The sequence below is a fragment of the Haloferax gibbonsii ATCC 33959 genome (assembly GCF_000336775.1).
Taxonomy (GTDB): Archaea; Halobacteriota; Halobacteria; order Halobacteriales; family Haloferacaceae; genus Haloferax; species Haloferax gibbonsii.
This window is the reverse complement of record NZ_AOLJ01000011.1, coordinates 711,812-733,267: the sequence shown is the minus strand read 5'-3', so window position 1 is coordinate 733,267 and position 21,456 is coordinate 711,812. Positions and strand designations below refer to the sequence as shown.

Here is a 21,456-nt window from a genome sequence, read left to right as displayed (position 1 = left end):
CTCACAGGCGCTCGTGGAGGAACGAGAACACCCGCTTTCGGACCGCAGGATAGTGGTACGACGAGTGCAAGAAGACGTGGTCGGCCGCGCCGACGGCGTCGTACTCGACTTCGTTTCCGGCCGCGTCGAGGGCGTCCGCCAACCGGGCGCTCTGGTCCGGCGCGACGACCGAGTCATCGCTCCCGTGGAGCAACAGCGTCGGCGGCGCGTCGGCGTCGGGGCCGTTTTCCGAGTTGGCGTCAGCGTCGCCGCCGACGCGGGTAATCGGCGAACACCGACGCAACTCGGCGGCCGACGGCCGGCTATCGAACAGCGGCAGCGACTCCCCGGCGCGCTCGTGGTCGTCGGCTCGCAGGTCGTAGACGCCGGAGACGCCGACCGCGGCGTCGATTCCGGTCCGCCGCCCGAACTCGTCGTCCGAAAGCGCCGCCAGTAACGCGAGATGCGCTCCCGCGGAGTGACCGACGACGGCGACGGCCTCGGAGTCGATGCCGAACTCGTCGGCGCGGTCGACGACCCAGTCGATACCCTCGCACACGTCCTCGATTTGCGCGGGGAACGGCGCTTCGTGACCCAGTCGGTACGACACCTCGGCCGCGACGAACCCCTCGTCGGCGGCGTCGAGCGCCCAGCGGGCGAACTGGCCGGTCGAGCCGGTCTCCCACGCGCCGCCGTAGACGAAGACGACGAGCGGCCGGGGTGAGTCGGCTGTTTCGGTTTCCGTGGTCGCCGGCGCGTCGGGGCGGTACACGTCCGCGGTCAGCGTGCGCTCCTCGCGGTCTGCGACGGTTCGGTTTCGATGAACGGGAACGTCGGAAGAGCGGGGCATACCGACCCGTCGGGTCGGCGGCTTCTATCGGTTTGGGAGACGGCGAGTAGCGGGTCGTCGAGAAGGTGAACTACGGGGGCGCGGCGATTACTCGGCTATCTTCGCGCGACCCGGCTCGATGAGTTCGTCGAGGTAGTTCGCGAGCGCGCCCTTCGCGTCGGCGGGGTGGAGTTCGCCGGATTCGAGGTCGGCCTCCAGCGTCTCGTAGTCGTCGTATTCGAGGTTCCCGCCGTACTGCTCGGGGCGCTCGACGACGACCCGCTGGAAGCGCGGGAAGACGTGGTACTCGAAGATTTGGAGGACGGGGTTCTCGCGCTCGTCGCCCTCGTCGGTCGGGTCGGGGTCGGCCGTCGGCGGGCAGAACGCGCCGTTGACCTTGTCTTCGATGTCCTCGGTGGTGTCCTCCATCGAGATGGTGACGCCCTCGGAGGAGGACATCTTGCCGATGCCCGTCCCGAGGTCCGCGATGAGCGGCGTGTGCATGCAGGTCGGCGATTCCTCGCCGATGCTCGGGAGCGTGTCGCGGGCGAGCATGTGGACCTTGCGCTGTTCCATCCCGCCGATGGCGAGGTCCACGTCGAGGTAGACGATGTCGAGCGCCTGCATGATGGGGTAGACCGCCTGCGCGACGGTGACGCCCTCGCCGCTCTTGATTTCGGCCATGGCGCGCTCGGCGCGCGAGAGGGTCGTCTCCAGTTCGAGCGCGTGCAGGTCGAGGACGTAGCTCTCGTCGAGCTGGTACTCCGAGCCGAGGACGAACTCCGTCTGGCTCTCGTCGAGGCCGTAGGCGATGAACTGCGCTTTCATCCGCTCGGCCGTCTCGCGAATCTCCTCGAAGGTGCCCTTGCCGTTGAGGTAGGCGTGTACGTCGGCCAGAAGCACGACTACCTCGAAGCCCGCCTCTTGGAGGTCGATGAGCTTGTTGGCGGTGAGCATGTGACCGATGTGGAGGACGCCGGAGGGCTCGTAGCCCACGTACGCTCGCTTGCCCTCGGGGTCGTCGGCCAGCGCGCGCACTTCGTCCTCCGTGACCACTTCGGAGGCGTTCCGAGTGATCAGGTCGTATGCGTCCATACCTGTTCGGTGTCGGGGACGTGGCATATGACTTCTGATAGGGATTATCGTGAACCGCCTCGGGGTCAAGCCCCGAGACACTCGCCTTGCCCATCTGTAGACGCTTGTGTCCCACCGCGCGCGGGCGAAACGGACAACACGCACCGGTCCTAACTCCGGGTGATGTCCGACTCAGGAAACACGACGCGTGCGCCCGTCATCATCTTCGCCGCGCTCATCCTCGTCGTCTTCGGTCTGCTCGCGGCCATGTGGGCGTCGGTCCGCGGCGGCGACCTCCTCCCGTACATCCTCGGCTTCGCGGTCTACTTCCTCGCGTTCCACATCTACCTCCCCTATCGGGTCCACAAGGACGCGACGTTCAAGGGGCGAAACGCGACGTTCTGGGCCGCCTTGGCCTTCTTCGTGCCGCTCGTCGGCGCGGCGCTGTACTTCGTGGTCGCCGTCGTCGTCGGCCACGACGCGACTGTGGAGTGACGACCCTCGGCGGCCGCGACTCTCGTCATCGTCTTCAGTGGTGCCAGAACCGATTTATGAACAGCCACGCACCCCGTCAGTATGCCCTCCGACGACGCGAACCCAATCCGTCGATGGCTCATGGTCATCTCGCTGTTTCTCGCTCTCCTCACCTACCTCGTCTCGTCGAGTGGGACCGGCGTCTACCTCGACAATGTCATCCACCTCGTCTCGGGCGGTGCTGCGTTGGCTATCGGTCTCTTGTTAGCCGCCTCAGTCGTTCGAGTGTGACCGCGGGAGCAAAACCGCGAATGAGGTCCGTCCGCGCGTCTCACTTTCGGCCGGTCACCGCCGGTTCTCGGCGCGATGCTCGGAGATAATCTGGTCCACCATCTCCTCGCGCTGTTCCTTCTGTCGCTCCTCGGCGCGTTCCTCCCAGTCCTCGATGGCGGCGGCCACCTCGGACTCCTTCGCCACGGCGAGTTCGTCTATCTCCTGAATCGTCACGCCGTCGGCCGGTGCGACCGGAATATCGGCCTCGAACAGCACCTCGTCCGCGACCTCCGAGAGATTGCCCGACCGGAGGACGACCTTGGGGTCGAACTCGGCGAGTCGCTCGGCGGTTGTCCGCCCGGCCCCGCTGGCGTCGCGGAGGTAGACCACGTCGCCCGCGGCGATGCCGTACTCCTCGACGGTGTGGTCGAGCGCGCCGTTGGTGAACTGCTCGACGATTTTGACGGGCACGAGACTCCCGTCGGTGTTCACGTCCGCGAAGTTCGAGTGGTCGAGCTTCCACAGCGACTTCAGCTGGTCGAGCTTGTCTGCGAGCTCCGCCTTGTCGGATTCGAGCGATTCGACCTTCCGCTCTAACCGGCCGTTCTCGCGTTCGAGCCGGGTGACTTCGCGGCGCTCGCGGGCCTCGCGGCGCTCCTCGCGGCGGGCGTCGGAGAGTTCCTGCTTGTACTCCTCGATGGTCTCGTCTTTCTCCTCGATGGTCGACTTCAGGTCCTCGACGTGCGATTCGAGGCGCTCGACCCGCGACCGCAACTCCCGAATCTCGCGTTCTTCGGGCGTGAGTTCGGGCTCCTCGTGAGCCTCCTCGTCGGCGTCGTCGGGGTCGCCCCCGTCGCCGTCGTCGGCCATCTCGCGGAGAACGGCCTCGACCGACTCCTCGCTGGCGAGGACGCGGGCGATGACCTCTTCTCTGTCCACGTCGGCGGGCACCTTCCGGGAGATGCGCTCGAACTGGTCTTCGTGGGCGTCGAAGGCGAACAGCGCCGCCGCGAGGGCGTCGCGCTCGTGGTCGTTGTCGTAGTCGATGTCGCGGGTCCGGTGGAGCTTTTCGTCGACGGGGATGTCGCTCGCGGGGGCCCAGCCGGCGGCGTCGAAGCTCCGCCGGAACTTCTCGACCGTCTCGGGCATCGGCTGGACGTCGGCGGCGACGAGACTGGGTCGCCCGCGCTCGATGAGCCACTCGATGACGGCGGCGGTGTCTGCGGTCCGCGTCGAGTGCACGTCGAGGACGCGCCCGTCGAGGCCGACGACGGCGACGGCCGTGGTCGTGCCGGGGTCGATGCCGACGATGACGCGGTCGCGGCGCTTCACGAGCGGTTCGAACTCGATGCCGTCGCGGCGCTCGCGCTCGATTTCGACGCGGGTGTCGCCCGAGCGGTGGGTCGATACGGGGATGTCCTCGGGGCGCGCTTCGACGGTGAAAAGCGCCTGCGAGTAGCCGCCGTACTTCTCGGTCACGTCCCGCTCGTAGTCGAGATTGGCCTCCTTCAGCGAGGACTCGACCTCGCGGGACTGCTGTTTGACCGACCCGTGGATGCGGCGCGTGTAGCGGTCCTGACTCCACCCGCCCTTGCCGGTCGAGCGGCCGCGAGAGACCTTCACGGTCGTCGTGTTCTCGAAGGCGGCGACCTCGTAGCCGACGTTGGCGAGGGCGAGCCGGGCCGCGGCCTCGGCCTCCTTCATCGGGTCTTTGCCGTAGGGGACGCCGTGACGCGAGGCGACCCGCGAGAGCGGTTCCGGTCGCTCCGCGCCGGTCACTTGCACCAACTGCGTCCCGTGGGGGAGCCACCGCAGGAAGCGGACCAAATCGTCCTTGTCGGTCGCCAACTCGTACATGTTGTCCGTGGCGACGACGCGCGGTTCGTCGCGCTCGATGAGGCGGCGTAACTTGCGGAAAGAGACCACGTCTCGTTCGATTCGGACCTCGTCTGACTCGGTGTCTCGGGTGTCCAACACGACCAGCGCGTACGACGGCGAGTCGCCGCGGATATCGCCGCTCTGGATGTCGACGCCGAAGACGACCGAGTCGAGCGCACTCGTCCGGTCGTTCACGACGGCGACTAGGGTCGCGCCGGATATATACTCCACGCCGGTTTCGAGCGTCGACTCGCCTCGGGTGTCGCGGTTGCGCGACTCGGCCGACGAGGCCGCTGGCACCGACAACGCCGGTGCCGCCGCGGATATCGCCGCCGCGACCCGCGATTGACACGAAACAAACAAGTCTCGGCTATTTGAAAGTAGAGTGATGAGTTCTGATATCCCCGACCCGCCGTCGGTGACCTCCCGGTCGCTGACGCGCATCGCCCTCATCGGTGTCGTCGCCCTCCTCCTTATCGCCGCCCCCATCGCCGGGCTCCTCGCGTGGGAACCCGTCGAGGAGGGGAACGTCAAGGTCGTCAAGAAGTGGGGCGCGACCACCGGCACCGTCTTCGAACCCGGTGCGCACTTCATCAACCCCGTCTCGCAGTCGACCTCGTCGCTGTCGGTGCGACCGCAGTCGTACACGATGTCGTCGTCGACGAGCGAAGGCGACAGGCGCGGCGACGACGCCATCACCGTCCTGACCGAGGACGGCCTCCGGACGGACATCGACGTGACCGTCCGCTACCGCATCGACGCCGGCCAGGCGGTCGAGTTCTACCGCAACTACCGGACGCTCGCCACCGCCGAAGAGCGCCTGATTCGCCCGTCGATTCGGTCGGTGCTCCGGACCGAAGCGGGTCGACTGCCCGTCACCGTCATCTACACCGGCGAGGGCCAGACCCAGTTGAAGGCCGCCGCCGAGCGGGAACTCGCAGAGGAGTTCGCCGACGACGGCCTCATCCTCGAAGCGGTGCAGGTCCGCAACGTCGAACTCCCCGCCGAGTACGCGCAGGCGGTCGAACAGAAGGAAATCACCGAACAGCGCCGCCAGCAGAAGCAGGACGAACTCGCCGTCGAGGAGTTGGAGGCCGAGCGCAAGCGCATCGAGGCGCAGGGACAGGCCGACGCCAACCGCATCCTCGCGGAGTCGCTGTCCGACGAGGTGCTGGCCCAGAAGTACATCGAGAAACTCGACGAGACGGACACCGTCTACATCCCGGTCGGCGACGGCGGCTACCCGCAGTTCGTCCGGTCGCTCGATAGCGACGGGTCGTCCTCGTCGGGTTCGTCCGCCGGTTCGTCGTCGGGTGATACCTCGGCGTCGTCGAGGTCGTCGACCTCGTCCGGCTCCGAAAACGAGACGAGCAACTGACGCCGTCGATGCGTCTCCTCCGTGAACTGGCCGTCGCGGTCATGTTGCTCGTCATCGTCGGCGTGCTCGCGCGCTCCGGTGCCGGCCGGTTCGTCCTGCCGGTCGTCGCTCTCGCGGTCGCCGCGGCGCTCGTCGCGCTCCTGTCCAAGCGCCCGGCGTATCCACGGACGGCCGTCGGCCCGCGGACGAGAATCATCGAGTCGGCCGCCGAGTCCGCGGACGTCGCCTGCGTCGAGTGCGGGTCACCCGCGACGACGCGCCGGCGCTACGTCCGCGAGTGGGTCGTCCTCGGGGTCCCCGTCGTCCTCCTCGACGACGGCGAGAACCCGGTCTGCGACGCCCACCGGGACTGAATCGGTCCCTTTTTCGACTCTGTTCCCCGCTCAGCGGCCGCTCAGACGAGTCTCCCCTTCGAGACGAACTCGACGCGCCCGCCGACGCGGACCGCCACCTCGCCGCCTCGGTCCTCGGCTTCGAGGTAGAGCTGCGACGGACGGCCCATCTCGTAGCCCTGCTCGACCGTGACCTCGATTTCGTCGTCGTCGAAGTAGCGATGACGGGCGAGATAGCCCGCCAAACAGCCGTTCGCGCTACCAGTCGCGGGGTCCTCGGCGACGCCGTGGCCGGGGGCGTACATCCGCGCCGCGAAGTCGTTCGCGTCGTCGCGGGGGTCCGGACAGAACAGAAAGAGGTTCTCGACGCCCACGTCGTCGAAGAACGAGCGGTACGCCGGAACGAACACCTCGCTCCGGGCGAGGGCGTCGCGGTCGCAGAGCGGAATCATCACCGCTGGCAGGCCGGTCGAGACGACCTGTATCGGCCAGTCCGCGTCGAAGTCGGCCGCATCGAGCGACAGCACCTCCGCGAGCGTCTCGCGGTCGAGTTCCGCGCCGAACTCCGGGGCGTTTTGCGTCATCCAGTACTGCTCGTCGTCGCTGCCGTCGGACCGAACTTCGACCGAGATGGGACCGACGCCGAGGTTCAGCGTCACCTCGTCGCCCGCCCCGAAGTGCTCGCGGAGGACGGCGGCCGTCCCGAGCGTCGGGTGTCCGGCGAACGGAATCTCGCCGTCCGGCGTGAAGATGCGAACGTCGTAGCCGTCGTCGGGCGACCCTCCCTCGATGAACGTCGTCTCCGAGTAGTTCATCTCGTTGGCGAGCGCGGCCATCTGCTCGGAACTGAGCGCGTCCGCTCCCTCGAAGACGGCGAGCTGGTTCCCGGCGTACCTCGCCGTGGCGAACACGTCGACGGTGTGGAAGGCGTTCTGCGGCACACCGACGGATGCGCCCGGCCGGGAGAAAAGCGTACCGCGGTCCGCGGGCTACTCGCCGGTCTCGGCTCCGCCGCCGTCGCTGTCGGCGTACGGAACCTCCAGTTTCTGGCCGTCTTCGGCGACGAACGCCTCGCCGTCGTAGACCTCGCGGGCCTGTTCGAGAAGCGGGCTCGGGTCGGCGGCGTACCGGGCGGAGATGTGCGTCAGCGCGAACCGGCGAACGTCGGCGTCGCGGGCGATTCGGGCGGCCTCGCGGGCGGTCGAGTGCGCGGTCTGTTTCGCCCGCTCCGCCTCCTCGTCGGTGAACGTCGCGTCGTGGACGAGCAGGTCGGCGTCGCGGGCGACTTCGACGGTCGAATCGAGCGGGCGGGTGTCGCCGGTGTAGACGACAGTTCGCCCGGGTCGGGGGTCGCCGACGACCTGCTCGGAGCGCACGACTGTGCCGTCTTCGAGTTCCACGTCCTCGCCGGCGTGGAGGCGACCGAACGCCGGGCCGACGGGAACGCCGAGTTCCTCGGCCTTCTCGCGGTCGAACCGACCGGGGCGGTCGTCTTCGACGAGTGCGTAGCCGACCGAGGCGGTCCGGTGTTCGGTGTCGAACGCGCGGACCTCGTAGTCGTCGGCGCGGTAGGCGACGTTGCCGGGGCGGACCTCGTGGACGGAGACGTGGAAGCCGGGTTGATAGCCGCCCGCGTGGACGAGCTTTTCGAGGTGGCGCTTGCTCCCCGGCGGGCCGTGGATGGCCAGCGAGGCGTCGCGGTCGTTGAAGTCGAGCGTCTGAATCAGGCCGGGGATGCCGAGGATGTGGTCGCCGTGGAGGTGGGTGACGAACAGGTGGCTGACGCCGAACCCGGTCCCGTAGCGCATCATCTGGCGTTGGGTGCCCTCCCCGCAATCGAACAACAGGCGCTCGCCGTCGCGGTTCACGAGGAACGCGCTCGGCGCACGCGCCGTGGTGGGGACGGCCCCGCCGGTCCCGAGGAAGGTCGCGCGCATGGACATGCACCACAATGATAGCGGCGGGACTAAACGTGCGTCGAATCGGTCGCGGCTTCGGGGCTCGCCCGCAGGAAGCCCGAGTCCGTCCGACGGTCCGGACCGACCGATTCTTACCCGACCGTCTGCTACCGGAGTCCAATGGACGCGCCGCTGTGGACCGAGACGCACGCGCCGGGGCTCGAAGACCTCCCACAGCCGGAGGTCCGCGAACGCCTCCGACGCGCCGTGGACGAACCGATGAACCTCGTCGTGCAGGGCCCGCCGGGCGTCGGCAAGACCGCCGCCGTTCGCGCGCTGGCTCGCGAGGCGCATTCGGACCCCGAAAACGACCTCATCGAACTCAACGTCGCGGACTTCTTCAACCGGACGAAAAAGCAGATTCGCGCCGACCCGCGGTTCGAGCAGTTCCTCGACGGCCGCAGTCGCATGGCGAAACGCGACATGATAAACCGCGTGCTGAAGGAGTCCGCCAGCTACGCCCCGATGTCCGGCGAGTACAAGACCATCGTCCTCGACAACGCCGAATCCATCCGCGAGGACTTCCAGCAGGCGCTCCGCCGCGTGATGGAACAGCACCACCGGACCACGCAGTTCGTCATCACCACCCGCCAGCCCTCGAAGCTCATCCCGCCGATTCGCTCGCGGTGTTTCCCGGTTCCCATGCCCGCGCCGGACGACGACACCCTCGAAACCCTCCTCGCCGACATCCTCGACGCCGAGGGCGTCGACTACGACGACGGCGGCCTCCAGTTCCTCACCGACGCCTCCAACGGGAACGTCCGCAAGGCCATCCTCTCGGCCCAGCGGACGGCCACCGAAGCCGACGAGGTCACGATGTCCACGGTTCACGCCGCCCTCGGCGACGTGGGCTTCGACGACGAACTGAAGACGCTCCTCATCAACGCCCGCGAGGGCGACATCAAGGACGCCCGCAAGACCCTCACGACGCTCCTCGACGACGAGGGCTACGAGGGACAGGAGCTCCTCCGCGACATCCTCCGCGTCGCCGACTCGACCCCCGAGCGCTTCGCAGACGGCGAACTCGCCCGCCTGCACGTCCTCGCCGGGCAGGTCGACCTCGACATCTCGACGGGTATCGACGACCGCCTGCACATCACCCACCTCCTCACGAGTTGGGGCGCGGACGTCCGCGGCGAGGCATAATGAAGTTCGCACCCGGCTACCGACGGTTCGCGCTCCCCGCCTTCGTCGGCGCGGCAGTCGCAGCATTCGTCTTCCCGCCGCTCGGAGCCGTTCTCCTCGCTGTGGGCGCGTTCGTCCTCTGGTTCTTCCGCGACCCCGAGCGCTCGCCGCCCGACGACTCGGGCGTCGTCGCCCCCGCCGACGGGCACGTCTCCGTGATTCGCGCCGAGGACAGCCGCGTCCGCGTGGGCGTGTTCATGAACGTCACCGACGTGCACGTCAACCGCGCGCCCGTCTCCGGCGCGGTCCGAACCGTCACCCACCGCCCCGGCGCGCACAAACCGGCGTTCTCGAAGGACTCCGACCGCAACGAGCGCGTCGATATCGAACTCGACACCGACGAGGGCGACCACGAAGTGTCGCTCATCGCCGGGGCGTTCGCCCGCCGGATTCATTCGTACGTCGCACCCGGCGACGAACTCGTCCGCGGGCAGAGACTCGGCCACATCGACTTCGGCTCGCGGGCCGACGTGCTGTTGCCGCCGGAGTACGGCTCCGACGACGTGGTCGTCGAGAAGGGCGAGTCGGTGCGGGCGGGCGAGACGGTGTTGGCGCGGCGATAGCCGGACACGCGGCCCGGGCCGTCCCGCCGACACAAGACATTTGCTCTGACATCGAAACTACATCTCATGCAGCGCAGACGGGTCCTCGCGTCGCTCGGTTCGCTCGCTCTCCTCTCCGGGTGTCTCGGTAGTCCCTCCATATCCTCGTCTGAGACGACGACCGAAACGACGACCACAACCGCCCCCGACCCAGAGACGACCGAATCCGGGCAGACCGCGACCACCACGGACGAGTGCGGATGGCCGCAGTTCTGCGAGGGTTCGGAACTCGTTCGAGTGCGGGTCAGCGGCGACTTCTCCGGCGAAGTCGTGCTGAAGCCCGCGTGCCGCGAGGGTGACATCGGACTCTCGCCGGGCGAGACGAAGACGCTCACCCGGGAGGTCGACGCCGAGACCTGCGACGTGACGCTCCTCGTCGACGGCGAGGTGGCGTACGACGAACGGATTCAGGACTACGAGTACGTGATGTTGCGCGTTGGCTCGGACGGCGACCTCACGCTCCAGAAGGAAGAGCTGTAGCGGCCTCGTCCACCACGACTACCGGAGCGCCTCGCCGGCGAGCATCGCCACCGAGACGACGAGCGAGAGGACCGCCGCCGTGAGAGCGAACAGGTAGTACGGGCTCGAACCGTCCGGGTACGACAGGAGCGACAGCAGCAGGAACGACGACCCCATCGCGACGACGACCATCGCTCGCGGGTCGGGGTCGTACGCCTCGACGAGGATTTCTCGAACTGTCCTCACATGCGTTCGCTTCGACGTACTCGCTGATAATCCTGTCGAGCGATTGACCGGAGAACCGCCGGCCGCGACCGAACCCATCGACGCCGCCGATTCCGACTACCGGTGCAGCAGATGCACGTACCGCACCAGCGACCGGTGGACTCGGCGCTCGAACACGCGTTCGACCTCCCAGCCGGCGTCTTCCGCTTCCTCGGTCCACGACCGGTCGGCGACCATCACGCACTCGGGGGCGACTCGGCGGACCTCCGCCAGCGCGCCGCCGACGAGGTCCGAAAGCGAGTGGCGGGCGATTTTCGACTGCCGGCCGTAAGGAGCGTCGAACACCGCGCCGTCCATCGAGTCGTCGCGGAGGGGGAGCGCGGTGGCGTCGCCGCGGATTACGTCGCCGTCGCCGACGTAGTGACGCAGGTTCTCGCGCGCGCCGCCGACCATCTTCGCCTGGGCGTCGACGCCGACCACGTCGGCGCCGACGAGGCCCGCTTCGAGGAGGACGCCGCCGGTGCCGCACATCGGGTCCAGAATCCGGGCGCCGGGCTCCGCGCCGGCCATGTTGACGAAGGCGCGGGCGTCCACGGGGGCCATGCTCCCCGGCTGGAAGAACGGTCGGTCGGTCGGCTTTCGGTCGGCGAAGTCGCGGACGGCCTCGACGGCGGTCCAGCCAACGAGACAGGTGTCCTCGGAGAAGTAGACCCGAAGCTCGTGGTCGGGGTCGTCCAAATCGACGCCGAAGCCGCGGTCGACGAGCGCCGAGCCGAGTTCGCGCTCGGCGTCGGTCGTGCTGATATCCGTGAGACCCCGCACGTCTCGGGCGCGGACGGCGACGGTCCCCTCGCGGTCGACGTTCGCGGCCGCGACGACGGCGCGCGCGGCGTCGATATCGGGTTCGCAGCGACCGACCAGTTCGACGACGCGCCGGGTGTAGGCGAGTCGCCTCGCGCGCTCCGGTTCGACGCCGCGGGCGGTGGCGAGGCCGGGGGCGACGACCGTCACGCCCGTCGCGGCCGACTCGGCCTCGCGGGCGGCGAAGTCGTCTTCCTCGCCGGCGAGTTCCAATCCGTACACGCTCGGACCTGACGGGCCGCGGAAATGAGGGTATCGGTCGTCGTCGCTCCCGCGAGCGCGGTGACGCGCACCCCGACCGATGGCGACGCCGCCGAACGTGACAATCCGGCGACGGCGAGACTTATAGTGGCCGCTCCGAATCCACCCGCATGGCCTCTCTCGACGCCATCCTCTGGGGCGCGGCGGCGCTCGCCTACGGCCTCGGCGACTACGTCACGACCGTCCTCGGTGTCAGGATGGCCGGCGTGCAGGAAGGGAATCCAGTCGTGCGACTCATCTCGGGTGGCGACCCCGGACCCGGCTCGTTCGCGGTGTTAAAACTGGTCTCGGTTGCCCTGTTCTTCGCCACCTACTGGGTGCTCAGACCGGCGGTCGCACGACTCGCGGTTCCCATCTCCTTGACACTTCTCGGTGCGGTCGTCACCGTTCGGAACGTCCGGATTATTCGTCGCCGCGCGTAAGCTGTCAATTCCTTGCACCAATCTTTTTAAACCTTAAATACGTGCCTTAAATCGTTGCATGACCGACCCCAAGGACACAATCAACATCGAAAACGTCGTCGCCTCCACGGGAATCGGCCAAGAGCTCGACCTCCAGAGCGTGGCGATGGACCTCGAGGGCGCCGACTACGACCCCGAGCAGTTCCCGGGACTCGTCTACCGCACCCAAGAGCCGAAGTCCGCGGCGCTCATCTTCCGGTCCGGAAAAATCGTCTGTACCGGCGCGAAGTCGACGGATGACGTGCACGAGAGCCTCGAAATCGTCTTCGACAAGCTCCGCGAGCTTCAGATACCGGTCGACGACGACCCCGAAATCACCGTCCAGAACATCGTCACGAGCGCGGACCTCGGCGAGAACCTGAACCTCAACGCCATCGCCATCGGCCTCGGTCTCGAGAACATCGAGTACGAGCCCGAACAGTTCCCTGGACTCGTCTATCGCCTCGACGAACCGAGCGTCGTCGCGCTTCTCTTCGGGTCGGGCAAGCTCGTCATCACGGGCGGGAAGAAGCCGGAAGACGCCGAAGCGGCGGTCGACGTCATCATCTCGCGCCTCTCCGAACTCGGTCTCCTGAACGGGTCGTTCTAACCTCTCCGAGTCCCGCGACCGCGCCGCGTAACCGGGACCCGAATCGACCGAACCTAAGTCAGTCGCGTCCCTCGGACCGGTATGGACGCGCTCACCTTGCAGACGGCCGCCGGTGCGCCGGTCACGGCCGTCGCCGGAACGTTCGCGCTGTTCGCGCTGTTCCTTTCTCTCACCGCCCACATCGCCGCGCGGAACGTCCTCGGCGACGTGGAACTCAAGAAGGCGTTCGCCGTCGGGCCGGTTCCCGCGGCCATCGCCGTCGTCTTCACCACCTTCGGCTGGAACTCCTTCGTCGCGCTCGCGCTCGCAATCGGGCTCGACTTCGGCTTCGTCAAGTACCTCTACGGTCGGTCGAACCGCCTGTCGGCGTACGTGGTGACCATCCACTTCGTCGTCTCGGTGCTCCTCGGCCTCGTCCTGTTCGGTCTCACCGTCATCCTGACGAGCGCGCCCATCTGAGGCTGCGCTCGCGTCCCTTCTCGCCGTACTTTCTTGCCCGCGGCCGCTGAATCACCCGTCGTGTCTCCCCGTCGCCTCCTCTGGAACGACATGGAACGCCGGCCGCGAGCCCCGTTTCGACTGCTCGCGACGCCCGTCGTCTTCGTCCTCGTCTCGCTCGTGGTCGCCGTCTCGCTCTCGGCCGCCCTCGGCGGTCTCGCCGAATCAAGTCGACTCGTCGCGCTCGTCGTCTCGCTCGTCTCTGTCGGGGCGAGCGGTCTCGCCGCCCTCGTCGTCGCGCGGTACGTCGACCGGCGGACCGTCGCGGACCTCGGTCTCCGGTTCGACCGCGAGTGGGCGGTCGACCTCGCGTTCGGCCTCGCGCTCGGAACGGGGTTGATGACCGCCGTCTTCGTCGTCGGCGTCGCGGCCGACTGGATTGCGGTCTCCTCCGTCCCGCTCGGCGTCGACCGACTGCTCGGCGTCGGCTCGCTCCTCGCGTTCTTCGTCGTCGTCGGCATCGCCGAGGAACTCCTGCTCCGGGGCGTCGTCCTCACCGACGTCGCCGAGGGCCTCCGCTGGCGATTCGGCCCGGACGCGGCGGTCGCCGGCGGCCTCGCGGTCTCGTCGGCCGTGTTCGGCGTCGCCCACTACACGAACCCGAACGCGGGGTTCGCCAGCACGACCAGCATCACCCTCGCGGGCGTCATGCTCGGCCTCGGCTACGCGCTCACCGGCGACCTCGCCATCCCGACGGGAATCCACATCTCGTGGAACTTCGTGCAGGGCGGCGTCTTCGGCTTCGCGGTCAGCGGTCTCGACTTCGGCACGTCGCTCGTCGAGACGACGGAACGGGGCCCCGACGTGATTACCGGCGGTGCGTTCGGCCCCGAGGCCGGCCTGCTCGGCATCGGCGCGATAGTGCTCGGCGCGGTCTGTATCGCGGCCTACGTCCGGGTGCGCCGCGGCGAACTCGGGTTCGAGCCGTCGGTCACGGTGCCGGACCTGCGCTGGAAGAAATAACACGCACGACGGGCACGCGGCCGCGTCGCTTACTCGACTAACCGCTCGATTTCGGTGACGAGGATGCCGCTCGCGCCGACGTTCTTCAGGTCGCTGACGACCTCGAACACGTCGCGTTCGTTCACGACGGCGTGGACGGCGACCGTCGAGTCGCCGGCGACGTCCATCACGGTCGGACCGCCGAGGCCGGGGATGACCTCCTTCACCTCGTCGAGTTTCTCGCGCGGCGCGTTCATCATCAGGTAGCGCTTGCCCTCCGCGGAGCGGACCGATTCGAGCGCCATGAGCAACTGCTGGACCTTCGGGTCGTCGACCACGTCGGGGCGGGCGAACAGCCGGACCGACGACGACAGCACCTCGTCGATGACCGCGAGGCGGTTCACCCGCAGGGTCGTCCCGGTCGAGGTGATGTCGATGATGGCGTCGGCCATCTCGACGTGTGGCGTCAGTTCGGTCGCGCCCGTGACCTCCACGACCTCGGCGTCGATGCCCTCTTCCTCGAAGTAGGTCCGCGCGATGTGCGGGAACTCGGTGGCGACGACTTTGCCCGACACGTCGGCGACGGTCTCGATGTCGCCGTCCTCGGGCGCGGCGAGGACGAGCCGACACTTGCCGTACTCCAAATCGAGCAGGTCTTCGAGTTCGTGGCCCGACTCGCGGACCTGGTCGAGGCCCGTGATGCCGACCTCGGCGGCCCCGTCGCGGACGTACTCGGGGATGTCGGCGGCGCGGGCGAACAGCACGGTCACGTCGGGGTCGACGGTCCCGGCGTAGAGTTTGCGCTCGGCACCGTTGTCGAGGTGCAGCCCCGCACGCTCCAGGAGTTCAATCGTCGGTTCGTGCAGGCGGCCCTTGTTGGGCACGGCGATTCGCATACCTCTCCGTCTCGTCCCGGAGGTAATTGACTTTCGCAAGCCGGAACGGTTTTTGACACGTCGACGAACTGTCAGCTATGGCTCCCGTCACGTTCGCCGGCGCGGACGAGGTGTAGAACCGTCGGTCTGGTGACTGGGGATAAAACTAACCGACGAAGAGTGTCGGCAGACGACCCGCGGCTATCCTTCGACGAGGTGGTCGAGCAGGCGGTCGAACCGGTCGACGAACCGCTCGGGGAGCGACGGGGACACGTCGTCTAACAGTCGGGTCGTCCGCTCGGGGTGGGTGAGGACGAGCGTCACGCGGTTGTGCAGGTCGCGTTCCTTCCGGACCACGTCGCGTTCGACGAGGTGGTCGAGGTGCCACTCCAGCGTGCTTCGGGCGACGCCGATGTCGTCGGCCACGTCGTCGGGGCGGGCGTCGCCGTGTTCGAGGAGGTGGCCGAGGATGTCGCGGGCGGTCTCCCGGCGGACGAGCGCGAGCGCGCCGCGCTCCCACGCGTCGAACTCAGGGGGGAAGTAGTGCGTCCGCCCGTAGAACTCGGAGCGGCGGACCGTCTCGTCGGAGAGCAGTCTGCGGACGTGGTGTTGTACCTGGCCGGGAGCGAGGTCGAGCGCGCGAACGAGCTCGTTGAAGTGGACTCCCGGGTTGTGCTTGATGTGGTCGGCGACGCGGGTTCGTGTCTCACTCATGGGTCGTTGACCCCCGCCTCGCGCTCGATGCTCCGGGCGTAGTAGATGGCCGCGAGGACGAGCCCGGCCATCACGAGGTCCAAGAGGTGTTCGACCACGTGGTGGTCGAAGTCCGAGAGGACGCCGCCGAGCGTCAACGCGGCGACGGCCGCCCGCGACGCGAACGCCAAGAGCGCCAGCGCGACGAGCAGGTGCGACCGCGTCCGCCGCCGGAGGAAGACGGCGACGCCGAGCGCGGCCAGCGTCACCGACGAGACTCCCGCCAGGACGACGACCGCGGTCATCCACGGACTGCCTTGGACGTGCCCCGGAACGAGCGCGAGGTTCCACGGGGGCTCCATATCCCCCCATACTGGGGGTCCGAACCTAAGGGGGCGTGCTCGTTCTCGATTTTCGGGAATCGGACTACCGCCGGTATTCGGCCCGCTCACCGGCGAAACCGACGGTCGGCTCTCGCGGCCGCGAGACGGTGGATTCACCACCCCGCCGACCCGAACGAGCGACATGAACACGCTCCGAATCGCGGGCGGACAGGTGCTCCGCCCCGACGCGACGGTCGAGGACGCGGACGTACTCGTGGACCGAGACGAGGGGACCATCCTCGACATCGGCGCGGACCTCGACGCCGACGCCGACGAGACGCTCGACGCCGAGGGCTGTCTCGTCACGCCCGGTCTGGTGAACGCCCACTGCCACGTGGCGATGACGCTCCTGCGCGGCTACGCCGACGACAAGCCGCTCGACGCGTGGCTCCGCGAGGACATCTGGCCCGCCGAGGCCGCGCTCACGCCCGAGGACGTGCGCGTCGGCGCGGAACTCGGCCTCGTGGAGATGATTAAGTCGGGGACCACCGCGTTCGCGGACATGTACTTCCACGTCCCCGAGGTCGCCGCCGCGGTCGACGAGGCCGGCCTCCGCGCCCGCCTCGGCCACGGCGTCGTCACGCTCGGGAAAGACGACGAGGACGCGCGGGCCGACATCGACGAGAGCCTCGACGTGGCCCGCGAGTTCGACGGCGCGGCCGACGGCCGGATTCGGACCGCCGCGATGCCGCACTCGCTGACGACGGTCGCGGAGGACTTCCTCCGCGAGTTCGTCGCCGACGCGCACGCCGAGGACATCCCGGTCCACTACCACGCCAACGAGACGACGGACGAGGTCGACCCCATCGTCGACGAGCGCGGCGAGCGCCCGCTGTCGTACGCGAAGGAACTCGGCATGCTCACCGCCGACGACTTCCTCGCCCACGGCGTCCACGTCGACGACGCGGAGATCGACCTCCTCGCCGACGCGGGCACCGGCGTCGTCCACTGCCCGGCGTCGAACATGAAACTCGCCTCCGGCATGGCTCCCGTCCAGAAACTGCTCGACGCGGGCGTCACGGTCGGTCTCGGAACCGACGGCGCGGCCTCGAACAACGACCTCGACATGTTCGACGAGATGCGCGACGCCGCGATGCTCGGGAAACTCGCCGCCGACGACGCGAGCGCCGTCGCGGCCGGCGACGTGGTGCGGATGGCGACCGCCGGCTCGGCCGACGCCATCGACCTCCCCGGCGGCGCGCTCGAAGTCGGCGGCGCGGCCGACCTCGCCGTCGTCGACCTCGACGCCCCGCACCTCACGCCCGCCAACGACCTCGTGAGTCACCTCGCGTACGCCGCCCGCGGCTCCGACGTTCGCCACACGGTCTGCGACGGCCGGGTGCTGATGCGGGACCGCGAGGTGCTGACGCTCGACGAGGACGCCGTGATGGCCCGCGCCGGCGAGGCGGTCGCGTCGCTCCGCGAGCGCGTCTGAATCGCCGCCGTCCGGTCCGCCGCCTCCGCCGCCGCACTGACCTCCGACCCCGCTACCCGGCCAACTCGATGCGCAGTCCGTCGTCGGTCACGCTGACCTCCATGCGCTCGAACGTCCGGTGGTACTGCGCGACGTGTCGTCCGTCGCTGTGGTCGACCATGATGGATTTCTCGAACAGCGACGCCTCGTGGAGCCGCTTGACCTCCCGATAGGCGGTCGACAGCGGCACGTCGGCCCGACAGCTCAGCTCCTTGACCGTCAGCGGCTCGTCGGCGACGCGCAAGAGGTCGGGAACCGCGGGGGCGCTCATCAGGGCGAACAGCTCCTGTTCGGCGACCGTCTTGCCGTTGTCTATGACGAGCATCGGCCCTCGGCGATACAATCTCCCCGTTGACACTTGTAGATTCGGGGGGCGGCGACCGCCTTCGGTAGGGTTTTCGGACCCCTCTCCGAACCCACGGGTATGAGCGAACACTACGCTCCCGTCTCCGAGCACCTCGACGACGTCGAGGCCGCCCGGACCGAGGGACGACGCAAGATGGACTGGGCGCTCCAGCACATGCCCATCCTGCAGGAACTCCGCGAGCAGTTCGAGTCGGAACAGCCGCTCGACGGCGAGGTCGTCGGCATGGCGATGCACGTCGAGGCGAAGACGGCGAACCTCGTCGAACTGCTGGCGCTCGGCGGCGCGGAAGTCGCCATCACCGGCTGCAACCCGCTTTCGACCCACGACGACGTCTCGGCGGCGCTCGACGCCAACGACGACATCACCTCCTACGCCGTCCGCGGCGTCGACGAGGAGGACTACTACGCGGCCATCGACGCCGTCATCGCCCACGAGCCGACCGTCACGGTCGACGACGGCATGGACATGGTCTTCACCATCCACGAGGAGTACCCCGAACTCATCGAGACCATCGTCGGCGGGGCCGAAGAGACCACGACCGGCGTCCACCGCCTCCGCGCGATGGACGAGGACGGCGAACTGAACTACCCCGTCTTCGCCGTCAACGACACGCCGATGAAGCGCCTGTTCGACAACGTCCACGGCACGGGCGAGTCGTCGCTGGCGACCATCGCCATGACGACGAACCTCTCGTACGCCGGCAAGAACGTCGTCGTCGGCGGCTACGGCTACTGCGGCAAGGGCGTCGCCAAGAAGGCGTCCGGCCAGAACGCGAACGTCATCGTCACCGAGGTCGACCCCCGCCGCGCGCTCGAAGCCCACATGGAGGGCTACGACGTGATGCCGATGGAGGAGGCCGCGACGGTCGGCGACGTGTTCATCACGACCACCGGCAACCGCGACGTCATCACCCGCGAGGACTTCGAGAACATGAAAGACGGCGTCTTGCTGGCGAACGCCGGGCACTTCGACATCGAAATCGACCTCGACGCGCTGTCGGACCTCGCGGTCGACGAGTACGAGGCCCGTGACGGCGTCGACGCCTACGAACTCGAAGACGGCCGCCGGCTGAACGTCCTCGCCGAGGGCCGCCTCGTCAACCTCGCGTCGCCCATCGCGCTCGGCCACCCGGTCGAGGTCATGGACCAGTCGTTCGGCGTGCAGGCCGTCGTCGTCCGCGAACTCGTCGAGAACGGCGACGCCTACGACGCCGGCGTCCACGACGTGCCCGACGAACTGGACCGCGAGGTCGCCGAAATCAAGCTCGAAGCCGAGGGCATCGAGTTCGACTCGATGACCGACGAACAGCGCGAGTACATGGGTAGCTGGGCCCACGGAACGTAAGCCGGCTCGCTCGCTCACCCCCCGCACACTGACCGATTTTTACTCTTCTCGACCGCGCTCGGTCCACTCGCCGGCCCGCCAGACGCACGCGACGCCGCCTATCCACGCCGCGAGCCGCATCGCGTCGATAGCCGCGTCGGACGGCGCTTTCCACCCCCAGCCGGTCGGGACGCGCTCGCTTTCGACCGGTTCGACGACGTAGTACTGGCCGTCGTGTCTGACGTAGTGAGACCGCGCCTCGTACACGTGCTCTTCGGTCACGGTGCTACTGCCGTTCCGGACGGCCTCGCGGACGTGGTGTGGAACCTCGTCGAGGTCCTCCGAGAGGTCGCGTTTCACCGTCTCGGTCGAAACCGGGTGGAGCGAGAGCGTGAGGGTGCGCCCGTCGAGCGTCGCGTTGGGTTCGAAGTAGCGGCCGTCGGTCCGGACGTAGTCGAACGACCAGAACTCCGAGTAGACGTCGCGGTCCGGGTTCAACTCGAGTTCGACCGGGTCGCCGCGGGCCATGTCGATGATGCCGGCGCACTCCGCCGACTGGAGGGGGTTCCACCCGCACGATTTGACCCGATAGAACGCGTCCGCGGTGTGCGGGGGGTAGTCCACCGCCGACGCCTCGTAGGTGTACGTCTTCTCGTAGGAGACGCCGTCGGGATAGAGGTACAGCGGGTTCGCGAGGAGGGCGACCCCGAGGACGAGGAGGACGACGGCACGCCGGTTCTCGCGGTTCATACGGGGAACTGTCCGTCAGCCGACTCAAAGCTCTGGTGGCGCGTCCGCTTCGACGCCGGCGTCAGTGCGCGGCCATCTCCGAGAGGACGTTGACGCAGTAGACGCCCGCGAGGATGAGAAGCAGGCCGACGACGCCAGTCAGGTCGACCGGTTCGTCGAACACGACGACGCCGATGGCCGCGACGCCGACGATGCCCAGCGCGGCCCACGTCCCGTACACCACGCCGATGGGGAGCTCTTCAAGCGTCAGCGAGACGAGGTAGAACGCGAGCCCGTAGCCGACCACCACGCCGAGGCTCGGGAGGGGCTTGGAAAAGCCCGCGGACAGTTTGAGCGCGGTCGTTCCGACCAGCTCCGACGCGATTGCGCCGGCGAGTAACGCGTACGGGTTCATGCCCGTCGGTCCCGCCACGACCCCGATGAGCGTTCCGCAATCGCCCGCCACTTGCGGTCCGTTGCTCGCCGCCGAACAAGAAATATCAAACTACTAACTCGTGGGCGAGAGAGTCCCGACCATGACCGAACTCGGGGAACTCGGCCTGTCGAACTACGAGGAGAAGGCGTACCGGACGCTCCTCGTCACGGGTGCCGCGACGGCCGCGACCGTCTCGGACGCGAGCGGCGTCCCGAACGGCCGTGTTTACGACGTGCTCAACGGGCTTCGGGCGCGCCGGTTGGTCCGAGCGCAGTCGACCCAGCCGACGCGGTACGCCGCCGTCGACCCGGCCGCGGCGGTCGAGCGACTGCTGGCCGAGCGCGCCGCGGAACTGCGCGAGGAGTGGACGCGGTACCGCGACGTGGCCGACGCGGTCCGGTCGAACCTCCTGCCGACGCCACCGGCCGACGGGAGCGTCTGGCTCGGCCGTCTCGGCGGCGACGAGATGCGGACGGCGATGCACGAGCACGTGCGGGCGGCGACCGAGTCCGTCTCGGCCGCGGTCGGCCCGCCGTACGAGCGGGCCTCGTGGGAGACGCTCCGCACGGAGTTCGACGCGTTCTTCGAGGGCGCTCGCGACGACCTCGACGTGTCGCTGCTCCTCAGCGACCCCGTGCTCGACTCGCTCCCCGACGAGTTTCGGGAACTCGTGGCGTCGAAGCCGCAGACGGTCCGAGTCCGGTGCTTGCCGAGCCTGCCGGTCTCGTTCGACGTCGTCGACGGGACGGTCGCGTCGGTCGACATTCCGCACCCACAGTCCGCCGCCGACCGCCTCGGCGTCGTCGTGGTGACGGACGCGGGGGTCGTCGACGAGTTCGCTCGCCAGTTCCGAGCGCTGTGGCCCGACGCCGTCCCGCTTTTCGAGTGACGCCGGCGGTCCGGCGGCGCTCTCGAACG

General features: G+C 68.4%; 27 protein-coding genes. 14 read left to right on the top strand and 13 right to left on the bottom strand.

Features of this window, described 5'->3' with window-relative positions; translation table 11 throughout:
- Position 1: 1 nt before the first annotated feature.
- On the bottom strand, positions 2 to 829 hold the full coding sequence (locus C454_RS06635; protein WP_004973907.1) for an alpha/beta hydrolase: 828 nt from the start codon (positions 827 to 829) through the stop codon (positions 2 to 4).
- Between the two features lie 87 nt (positions 830 to 916).
- Complete coding sequence (locus C454_RS06630) at positions 917 to 1,903, bottom strand: tyrosine--tRNA ligase (RefSeq protein WP_004973906.1); 987 nt, start codon at positions 1,901 to 1,903, stop codon at positions 917 to 919.
- 162 nt (positions 1,904 to 2,065) lie between these two features.
- Here C454_RS06630 and C454_RS06625 point away from each other — a divergent pair, with 162 nt between their 5' ends.
- Together C454_RS06625 and C454_RS06620 are read left to right on the top strand one after the other, a co-directional pair.
- Positions 2,066 to 2,377, top strand: coding sequence for a hypothetical protein (locus C454_RS06625; protein WP_004973905.1), 312 nt, complete (start codon positions 2,066 to 2,068; stop codon positions 2,375 to 2,377).
- Between the two features lie 81 nt (positions 2,378 to 2,458).
- On the top strand, positions 2,459 to 2,647 hold the full coding sequence (locus C454_RS06620) for a hypothetical protein (protein WP_004973904.1): 189 nt from the start codon (positions 2,459 to 2,461) through the stop codon (positions 2,645 to 2,647).
- 54 nt (positions 2,648 to 2,701) lie between these two features.
- On the opposite strand, the gene C454_RS06615 is transcribed toward C454_RS06620, so the two are convergent.
- Positions 2,702 to 4,702 (bottom strand): DUF460 domain-containing protein, encoded by a 2,001-nt coding sequence (locus C454_RS06615; RefSeq protein ID WP_004973903.1) that lies wholly within the window; start codon positions 4,700 to 4,702, stop codon positions 2,702 to 2,704.
- 193 nt (positions 4,703 to 4,895) lie between these two features.
- Here C454_RS06615 and C454_RS06610 point away from each other — a divergent pair, with 193 nt between their 5' ends.
- Complete coding sequence (locus C454_RS06610) at positions 4,896 to 5,885, top strand: prohibitin family protein (RefSeq protein WP_004973902.1); 990 nt, start codon at positions 4,896 to 4,898, stop codon at positions 5,883 to 5,885.
- Positions 5,886 to 5,893: 8 nt separating this feature from the next.
- A complete protein-coding gene (locus tag C454_RS06605) occupies positions 5,894 to 6,238 on the top strand; it encodes a hypothetical protein (protein ID WP_004973901.1) in 345 nt (114 codons plus the stop codon).
- Between the two features lie 41 nt (positions 6,239 to 6,279).
- Here C454_RS06605 and C454_RS06600 read toward each other — a convergent pair whose 3' ends face one another.
- Positions 6,280 to 7,158: a PhzF family phenazine biosynthesis protein gene (locus tag C454_RS06600; protein ID WP_004973900.1), complete on the bottom strand. Its 879-nt coding sequence runs from the start codon at positions 7,156 to 7,158 to the stop codon at positions 6,280 to 6,282.
- Between the two features lie 48 nt (positions 7,159 to 7,206).
- Complete coding sequence (rnz, locus tag C454_RS06595) at positions 7,207 to 8,154, bottom strand: ribonuclease Z (protein ID WP_193363454.1); 948 nt, start codon at positions 8,152 to 8,154, stop codon at positions 7,207 to 7,209.
- Between the two features lie 141 nt (positions 8,155 to 8,295).
- Between rnz and C454_RS06590 the strand changes: the two genes are divergently transcribed.
- The 3 genes from C454_RS06590 (at position 8,296) to C454_RS06580 (ending at position 10,442) form a co-directional block, all read left to right on the top strand.
- Entirely contained in the window at positions 8,296 to 9,321 is a 1,026-nt protein-coding gene (locus C454_RS06590; protein ID WP_004973898.1) for an AAA family ATPase, read from the top strand.
- The gene (locus tag C454_RS06585) at positions 9,321 to 9,923 is read left to right on the top strand and encodes a protein sorting system archaetidylserine decarboxylase (protein ID WP_004973897.1); all 603 of its coding nucleotides are present in this window, start codon (positions 9,321 to 9,323) and stop codon (positions 9,921 to 9,923) included. Before C454_RS06590 ends, C454_RS06585 begins: the two co-directional genes overlap by 1 nt.
- Before the next feature lie 66 nt (positions 9,924 to 9,989).
- Positions 9,990 to 10,442 carry a hypothetical protein gene (locus C454_RS06580; protein WP_004973895.1) on the top strand — a complete coding sequence of 151 codons (453 nt, stop codon included), beginning with the start codon at positions 9,990 to 9,992 and terminating at the stop codon, positions 10,440 to 10,442.
- Positions 10,443 to 10,460: 18 nt separating this feature from the next.
- Here the strand turns inward: C454_RS06580 and C454_RS06575 are convergent, their stop codons facing one another.
- The gene (locus tag C454_RS06575; RefSeq protein ID WP_004973894.1) at positions 10,461 to 10,667 is read right to left on the bottom strand and encodes a hypothetical protein; all 207 of its coding nucleotides are present in this window, start codon (positions 10,665 to 10,667) and stop codon (positions 10,461 to 10,463) included.
- Positions 10,668 to 10,763: 96 nt separating this feature from the next.
- Complete coding sequence (locus C454_RS06570) at positions 10,764 to 11,720, bottom strand: methyltransferase domain-containing protein (RefSeq protein ID WP_004973893.1); 957 nt, start codon at positions 11,718 to 11,720, stop codon at positions 10,764 to 10,766.
- Positions 11,721 to 11,878: 158 nt separating this feature from the next.
- Here C454_RS06570 and C454_RS06565 point away from each other — a divergent pair, with 158 nt between their 5' ends.
- The 4 genes from C454_RS06565 to C454_RS06550 all read left to right on the top strand — a co-directional run bounded on the left by C454_RS06565 (position 11,879) and on the right by C454_RS06550 (position 14,279).
- Complete coding sequence (locus tag C454_RS06565; protein ID WP_004973892.1) at positions 11,879 to 12,190, top strand: DUF5658 family protein; 312 nt, start codon at positions 11,879 to 11,881, stop codon at positions 12,188 to 12,190.
- Between the two features lie 58 nt (positions 12,191 to 12,248).
- The gene (locus C454_RS06560) at positions 12,249 to 12,818 is read left to right on the top strand and encodes a TATA-box-binding protein (RefSeq protein WP_004973891.1); all 570 of its coding nucleotides are present in this window, start codon (positions 12,249 to 12,251) and stop codon (positions 12,816 to 12,818) included.
- 81 nt (positions 12,819 to 12,899) lie between these two features.
- Entirely contained in the window at positions 12,900 to 13,277 is a 378-nt protein-coding gene (locus tag C454_RS06555) for a DUF7473 family protein (protein WP_004973890.1), read from the top strand.
- A gap of 33 nt (positions 13,278 to 13,310) precedes the next feature.
- Entirely contained in the window at positions 13,311 to 14,279 is a 969-nt protein-coding gene (locus C454_RS06550) for a CPBP family intramembrane glutamic endopeptidase (protein ID WP_049904994.1), read from the top strand.
- 29 nt (positions 14,280 to 14,308) lie between these two features.
- Here C454_RS06550 and hisG read toward each other — a convergent pair whose 3' ends face one another.
- The 3 genes from hisG to C454_RS06535 form a co-directional block, all read right to left on the bottom strand.
- Positions 14,309 to 15,154 carry an ATP phosphoribosyltransferase gene (hisG, locus tag C454_RS06545; RefSeq protein ID WP_004045274.1) on the bottom strand — a complete coding sequence of 282 codons (846 nt, stop codon included), beginning with the start codon at positions 15,152 to 15,154 and terminating at the stop codon, positions 14,309 to 14,311.
- Positions 15,155 to 15,334: 180 nt separating this feature from the next.
- Positions 15,335 to 15,847 carry a winged helix-turn-helix transcriptional regulator gene (locus tag C454_RS06540; protein WP_004045277.1) on the bottom strand — a complete coding sequence of 171 codons (513 nt, stop codon included), beginning with the start codon at positions 15,845 to 15,847 and terminating at the stop codon, positions 15,335 to 15,337.
- The gene (locus tag C454_RS06535) at positions 15,844 to 16,188 is read right to left on the bottom strand and encodes a DUF7471 family protein (RefSeq protein WP_004973888.1); all 345 of its coding nucleotides are present in this window, start codon (positions 16,186 to 16,188) and stop codon (positions 15,844 to 15,846) included. Before C454_RS06535 ends, C454_RS06540 begins: the two co-directional genes overlap by 4 nt.
- A gap of 163 nt (positions 16,189 to 16,351) precedes the next feature.
- Here C454_RS06535 and C454_RS06530 point away from each other — a divergent pair, with 163 nt between their 5' ends.
- Positions 16,352 to 17,644, top strand: a complete 1,293-nt coding sequence (locus C454_RS06530) for an amidohydrolase (protein ID WP_004973887.1) — start codon at positions 16,352 to 16,354, stop codon at positions 17,642 to 17,644.
- 52 nt (positions 17,645 to 17,696) lie between these two features.
- Here the strand turns inward: C454_RS06530 and C454_RS06525 are convergent, their stop codons facing one another.
- A complete protein-coding gene (locus tag C454_RS06525) occupies positions 17,697 to 18,008 on the bottom strand; it encodes a helix-turn-helix domain-containing protein (protein ID WP_004973886.1) in 312 nt (103 codons plus the stop codon).
- A 99-nt stretch (positions 18,009 to 18,107) separates the two neighbouring features.
- On the opposite strand from C454_RS06525, the gene C454_RS06520 reads away from it, so the two are divergent.
- A complete protein-coding gene (locus C454_RS06520) occupies positions 18,108 to 19,394 on the top strand; it encodes an adenosylhomocysteinase (RefSeq protein WP_004973881.1) in 1,287 nt (428 codons plus the stop codon).
- A gap of 39 nt (positions 19,395 to 19,433) precedes the next feature.
- Here the strand turns inward: C454_RS06520 and C454_RS06515 are convergent, their stop codons facing one another.
- Positions 19,434 to 20,123, bottom strand: a complete 690-nt coding sequence (locus tag C454_RS06515; RefSeq protein WP_004973877.1) for a hypothetical protein — start codon at positions 20,121 to 20,123, stop codon at positions 19,434 to 19,436.
- Between the two features lie 61 nt (positions 20,124 to 20,184).
- The gene (locus C454_RS06510) at positions 20,185 to 20,517 is read right to left on the bottom strand and encodes a DMT family transporter (protein ID WP_004973876.1); all 333 of its coding nucleotides are present in this window, start codon (positions 20,515 to 20,517) and stop codon (positions 20,185 to 20,187) included.
- A gap of 121 nt (positions 20,518 to 20,638) precedes the next feature.
- On the opposite strand from C454_RS06510, the gene C454_RS06505 reads away from it, so the two are divergent.
- Positions 20,639 to 21,427: a TrmB family transcriptional regulator gene (locus tag C454_RS06505; protein WP_004973875.1), complete on the top strand. Its 789-nt coding sequence runs from the start codon at positions 20,639 to 20,641 to the stop codon at positions 21,425 to 21,427.
- Positions 21,428 to 21,456: the final 29 nt, after the last annotated feature.

Bases quoted from the DNA above. Each gene is read 5' to 3' on its own strand.
- C454_RS06635 (WP_004973907.1), bottom strand. From the start codon at position 829: ATGCCCCGCTCTTCCGACGTTCCCGTTCATCGAAACCGAACCGTCGCA.
- C454_RS06630 (WP_004973906.1), bottom strand. From the start codon at position 1,903: ATGGACGCATACGACCTGATCACTCGGAACGCCTCCGAAGTGGTCACG.
- C454_RS06625 (WP_004973905.1), top strand. From the start codon at position 2,066: ATGTCCGACTCAGGAAACACGACGCGTGCGCCCGTCATCATCTTCGCC.
- C454_RS06620 (WP_004973904.1), top strand. From the start codon at position 2,459: ATGCCCTCCGACGACGCGAACCCAATCCGTCGATGGCTCATGGTCATC.
- C454_RS06610 (WP_004973902.1), top strand. From the start codon at position 4,896: ATGAGTTCTGATATCCCCGACCCGCCGTCGGTGACCTCCCGGTCGCTG.
- C454_RS06605 (WP_004973901.1), top strand. From the start codon at position 5,894: ATGCGTCTCCTCCGTGAACTGGCCGTCGCGGTCATGTTGCTCGTCATC.
- rnz (WP_193363454.1), bottom strand. From the start codon at position 8,154: ATGCGCGCGACCTTCCTCGGGACCGGCGGGGCCGTCCCCACCACGGCG.
- C454_RS06590 (WP_004973898.1), top strand. From the start codon at position 8,296: ATGGACGCGCCGCTGTGGACCGAGACGCACGCGCCGGGGCTCGAAGAC.
- C454_RS06585 (WP_004973897.1), top strand. From the start codon at position 9,321: ATGAAGTTCGCACCCGGCTACCGACGGTTCGCGCTCCCCGCCTTCGTC.
- C454_RS06580 (WP_004973895.1), top strand. From the start codon at position 9,990: ATGCAGCGCAGACGGGTCCTCGCGTCGCTCGGTTCGCTCGCTCTCCTC.
- C454_RS06565 (WP_004973892.1), top strand. From the start codon at position 11,879: ATGGCCTCTCTCGACGCCATCCTCTGGGGCGCGGCGGCGCTCGCCTAC.
- C454_RS06560 (WP_004973891.1), top strand. From the start codon at position 12,249: ATGACCGACCCCAAGGACACAATCAACATCGAAAACGTCGTCGCCTCC.
- C454_RS06555 (WP_004973890.1), top strand. From the start codon at position 12,900: ATGGACGCGCTCACCTTGCAGACGGCCGCCGGTGCGCCGGTCACGGCC.
- hisG (WP_004045274.1), bottom strand. From the start codon at position 15,154: ATGCGAATCGCCGTGCCCAACAAGGGCCGCCTGCACGAACCGACGATT.
- C454_RS06540 (WP_004045277.1), bottom strand. From the start codon at position 15,847: ATGAGTGAGACACGAACCCGCGTCGCCGACCACATCAAGCACAACCCG.
- C454_RS06535 (WP_004973888.1), bottom strand. From the start codon at position 16,188: ATGGAGCCCCCGTGGAACCTCGCGCTCGTTCCGGGGCACGTCCAAGGC.
- C454_RS06530 (WP_004973887.1), top strand. From the start codon at position 16,352: ATGAACACGCTCCGAATCGCGGGCGGACAGGTGCTCCGCCCCGACGCG.
- C454_RS06525 (WP_004973886.1), bottom strand. From the start codon at position 18,008: ATGCTCGTCATAGACAACGGCAAGACGGTCGCCGAACAGGAGCTGTTC.
- C454_RS06520 (WP_004973881.1), top strand. From the start codon at position 18,108: ATGAGCGAACACTACGCTCCCGTCTCCGAGCACCTCGACGACGTCGAG.
- C454_RS06515 (WP_004973877.1), bottom strand. From the start codon at position 20,123: ATGAACCGCGAGAACCGGCGTGCCGTCGTCCTCCTCGTCCTCGGGGTC.
- C454_RS06510 (WP_004973876.1), bottom strand. From the start codon at position 20,517: ATGAACCCGTACGCGTTACTCGCCGGCGCAATCGCGTCGGAGCTGGTC.
- C454_RS06505 (WP_004973875.1), top strand. From the start codon at position 20,639: ATGACCGAACTCGGGGAACTCGGCCTGTCGAACTACGAGGAGAAGGCG.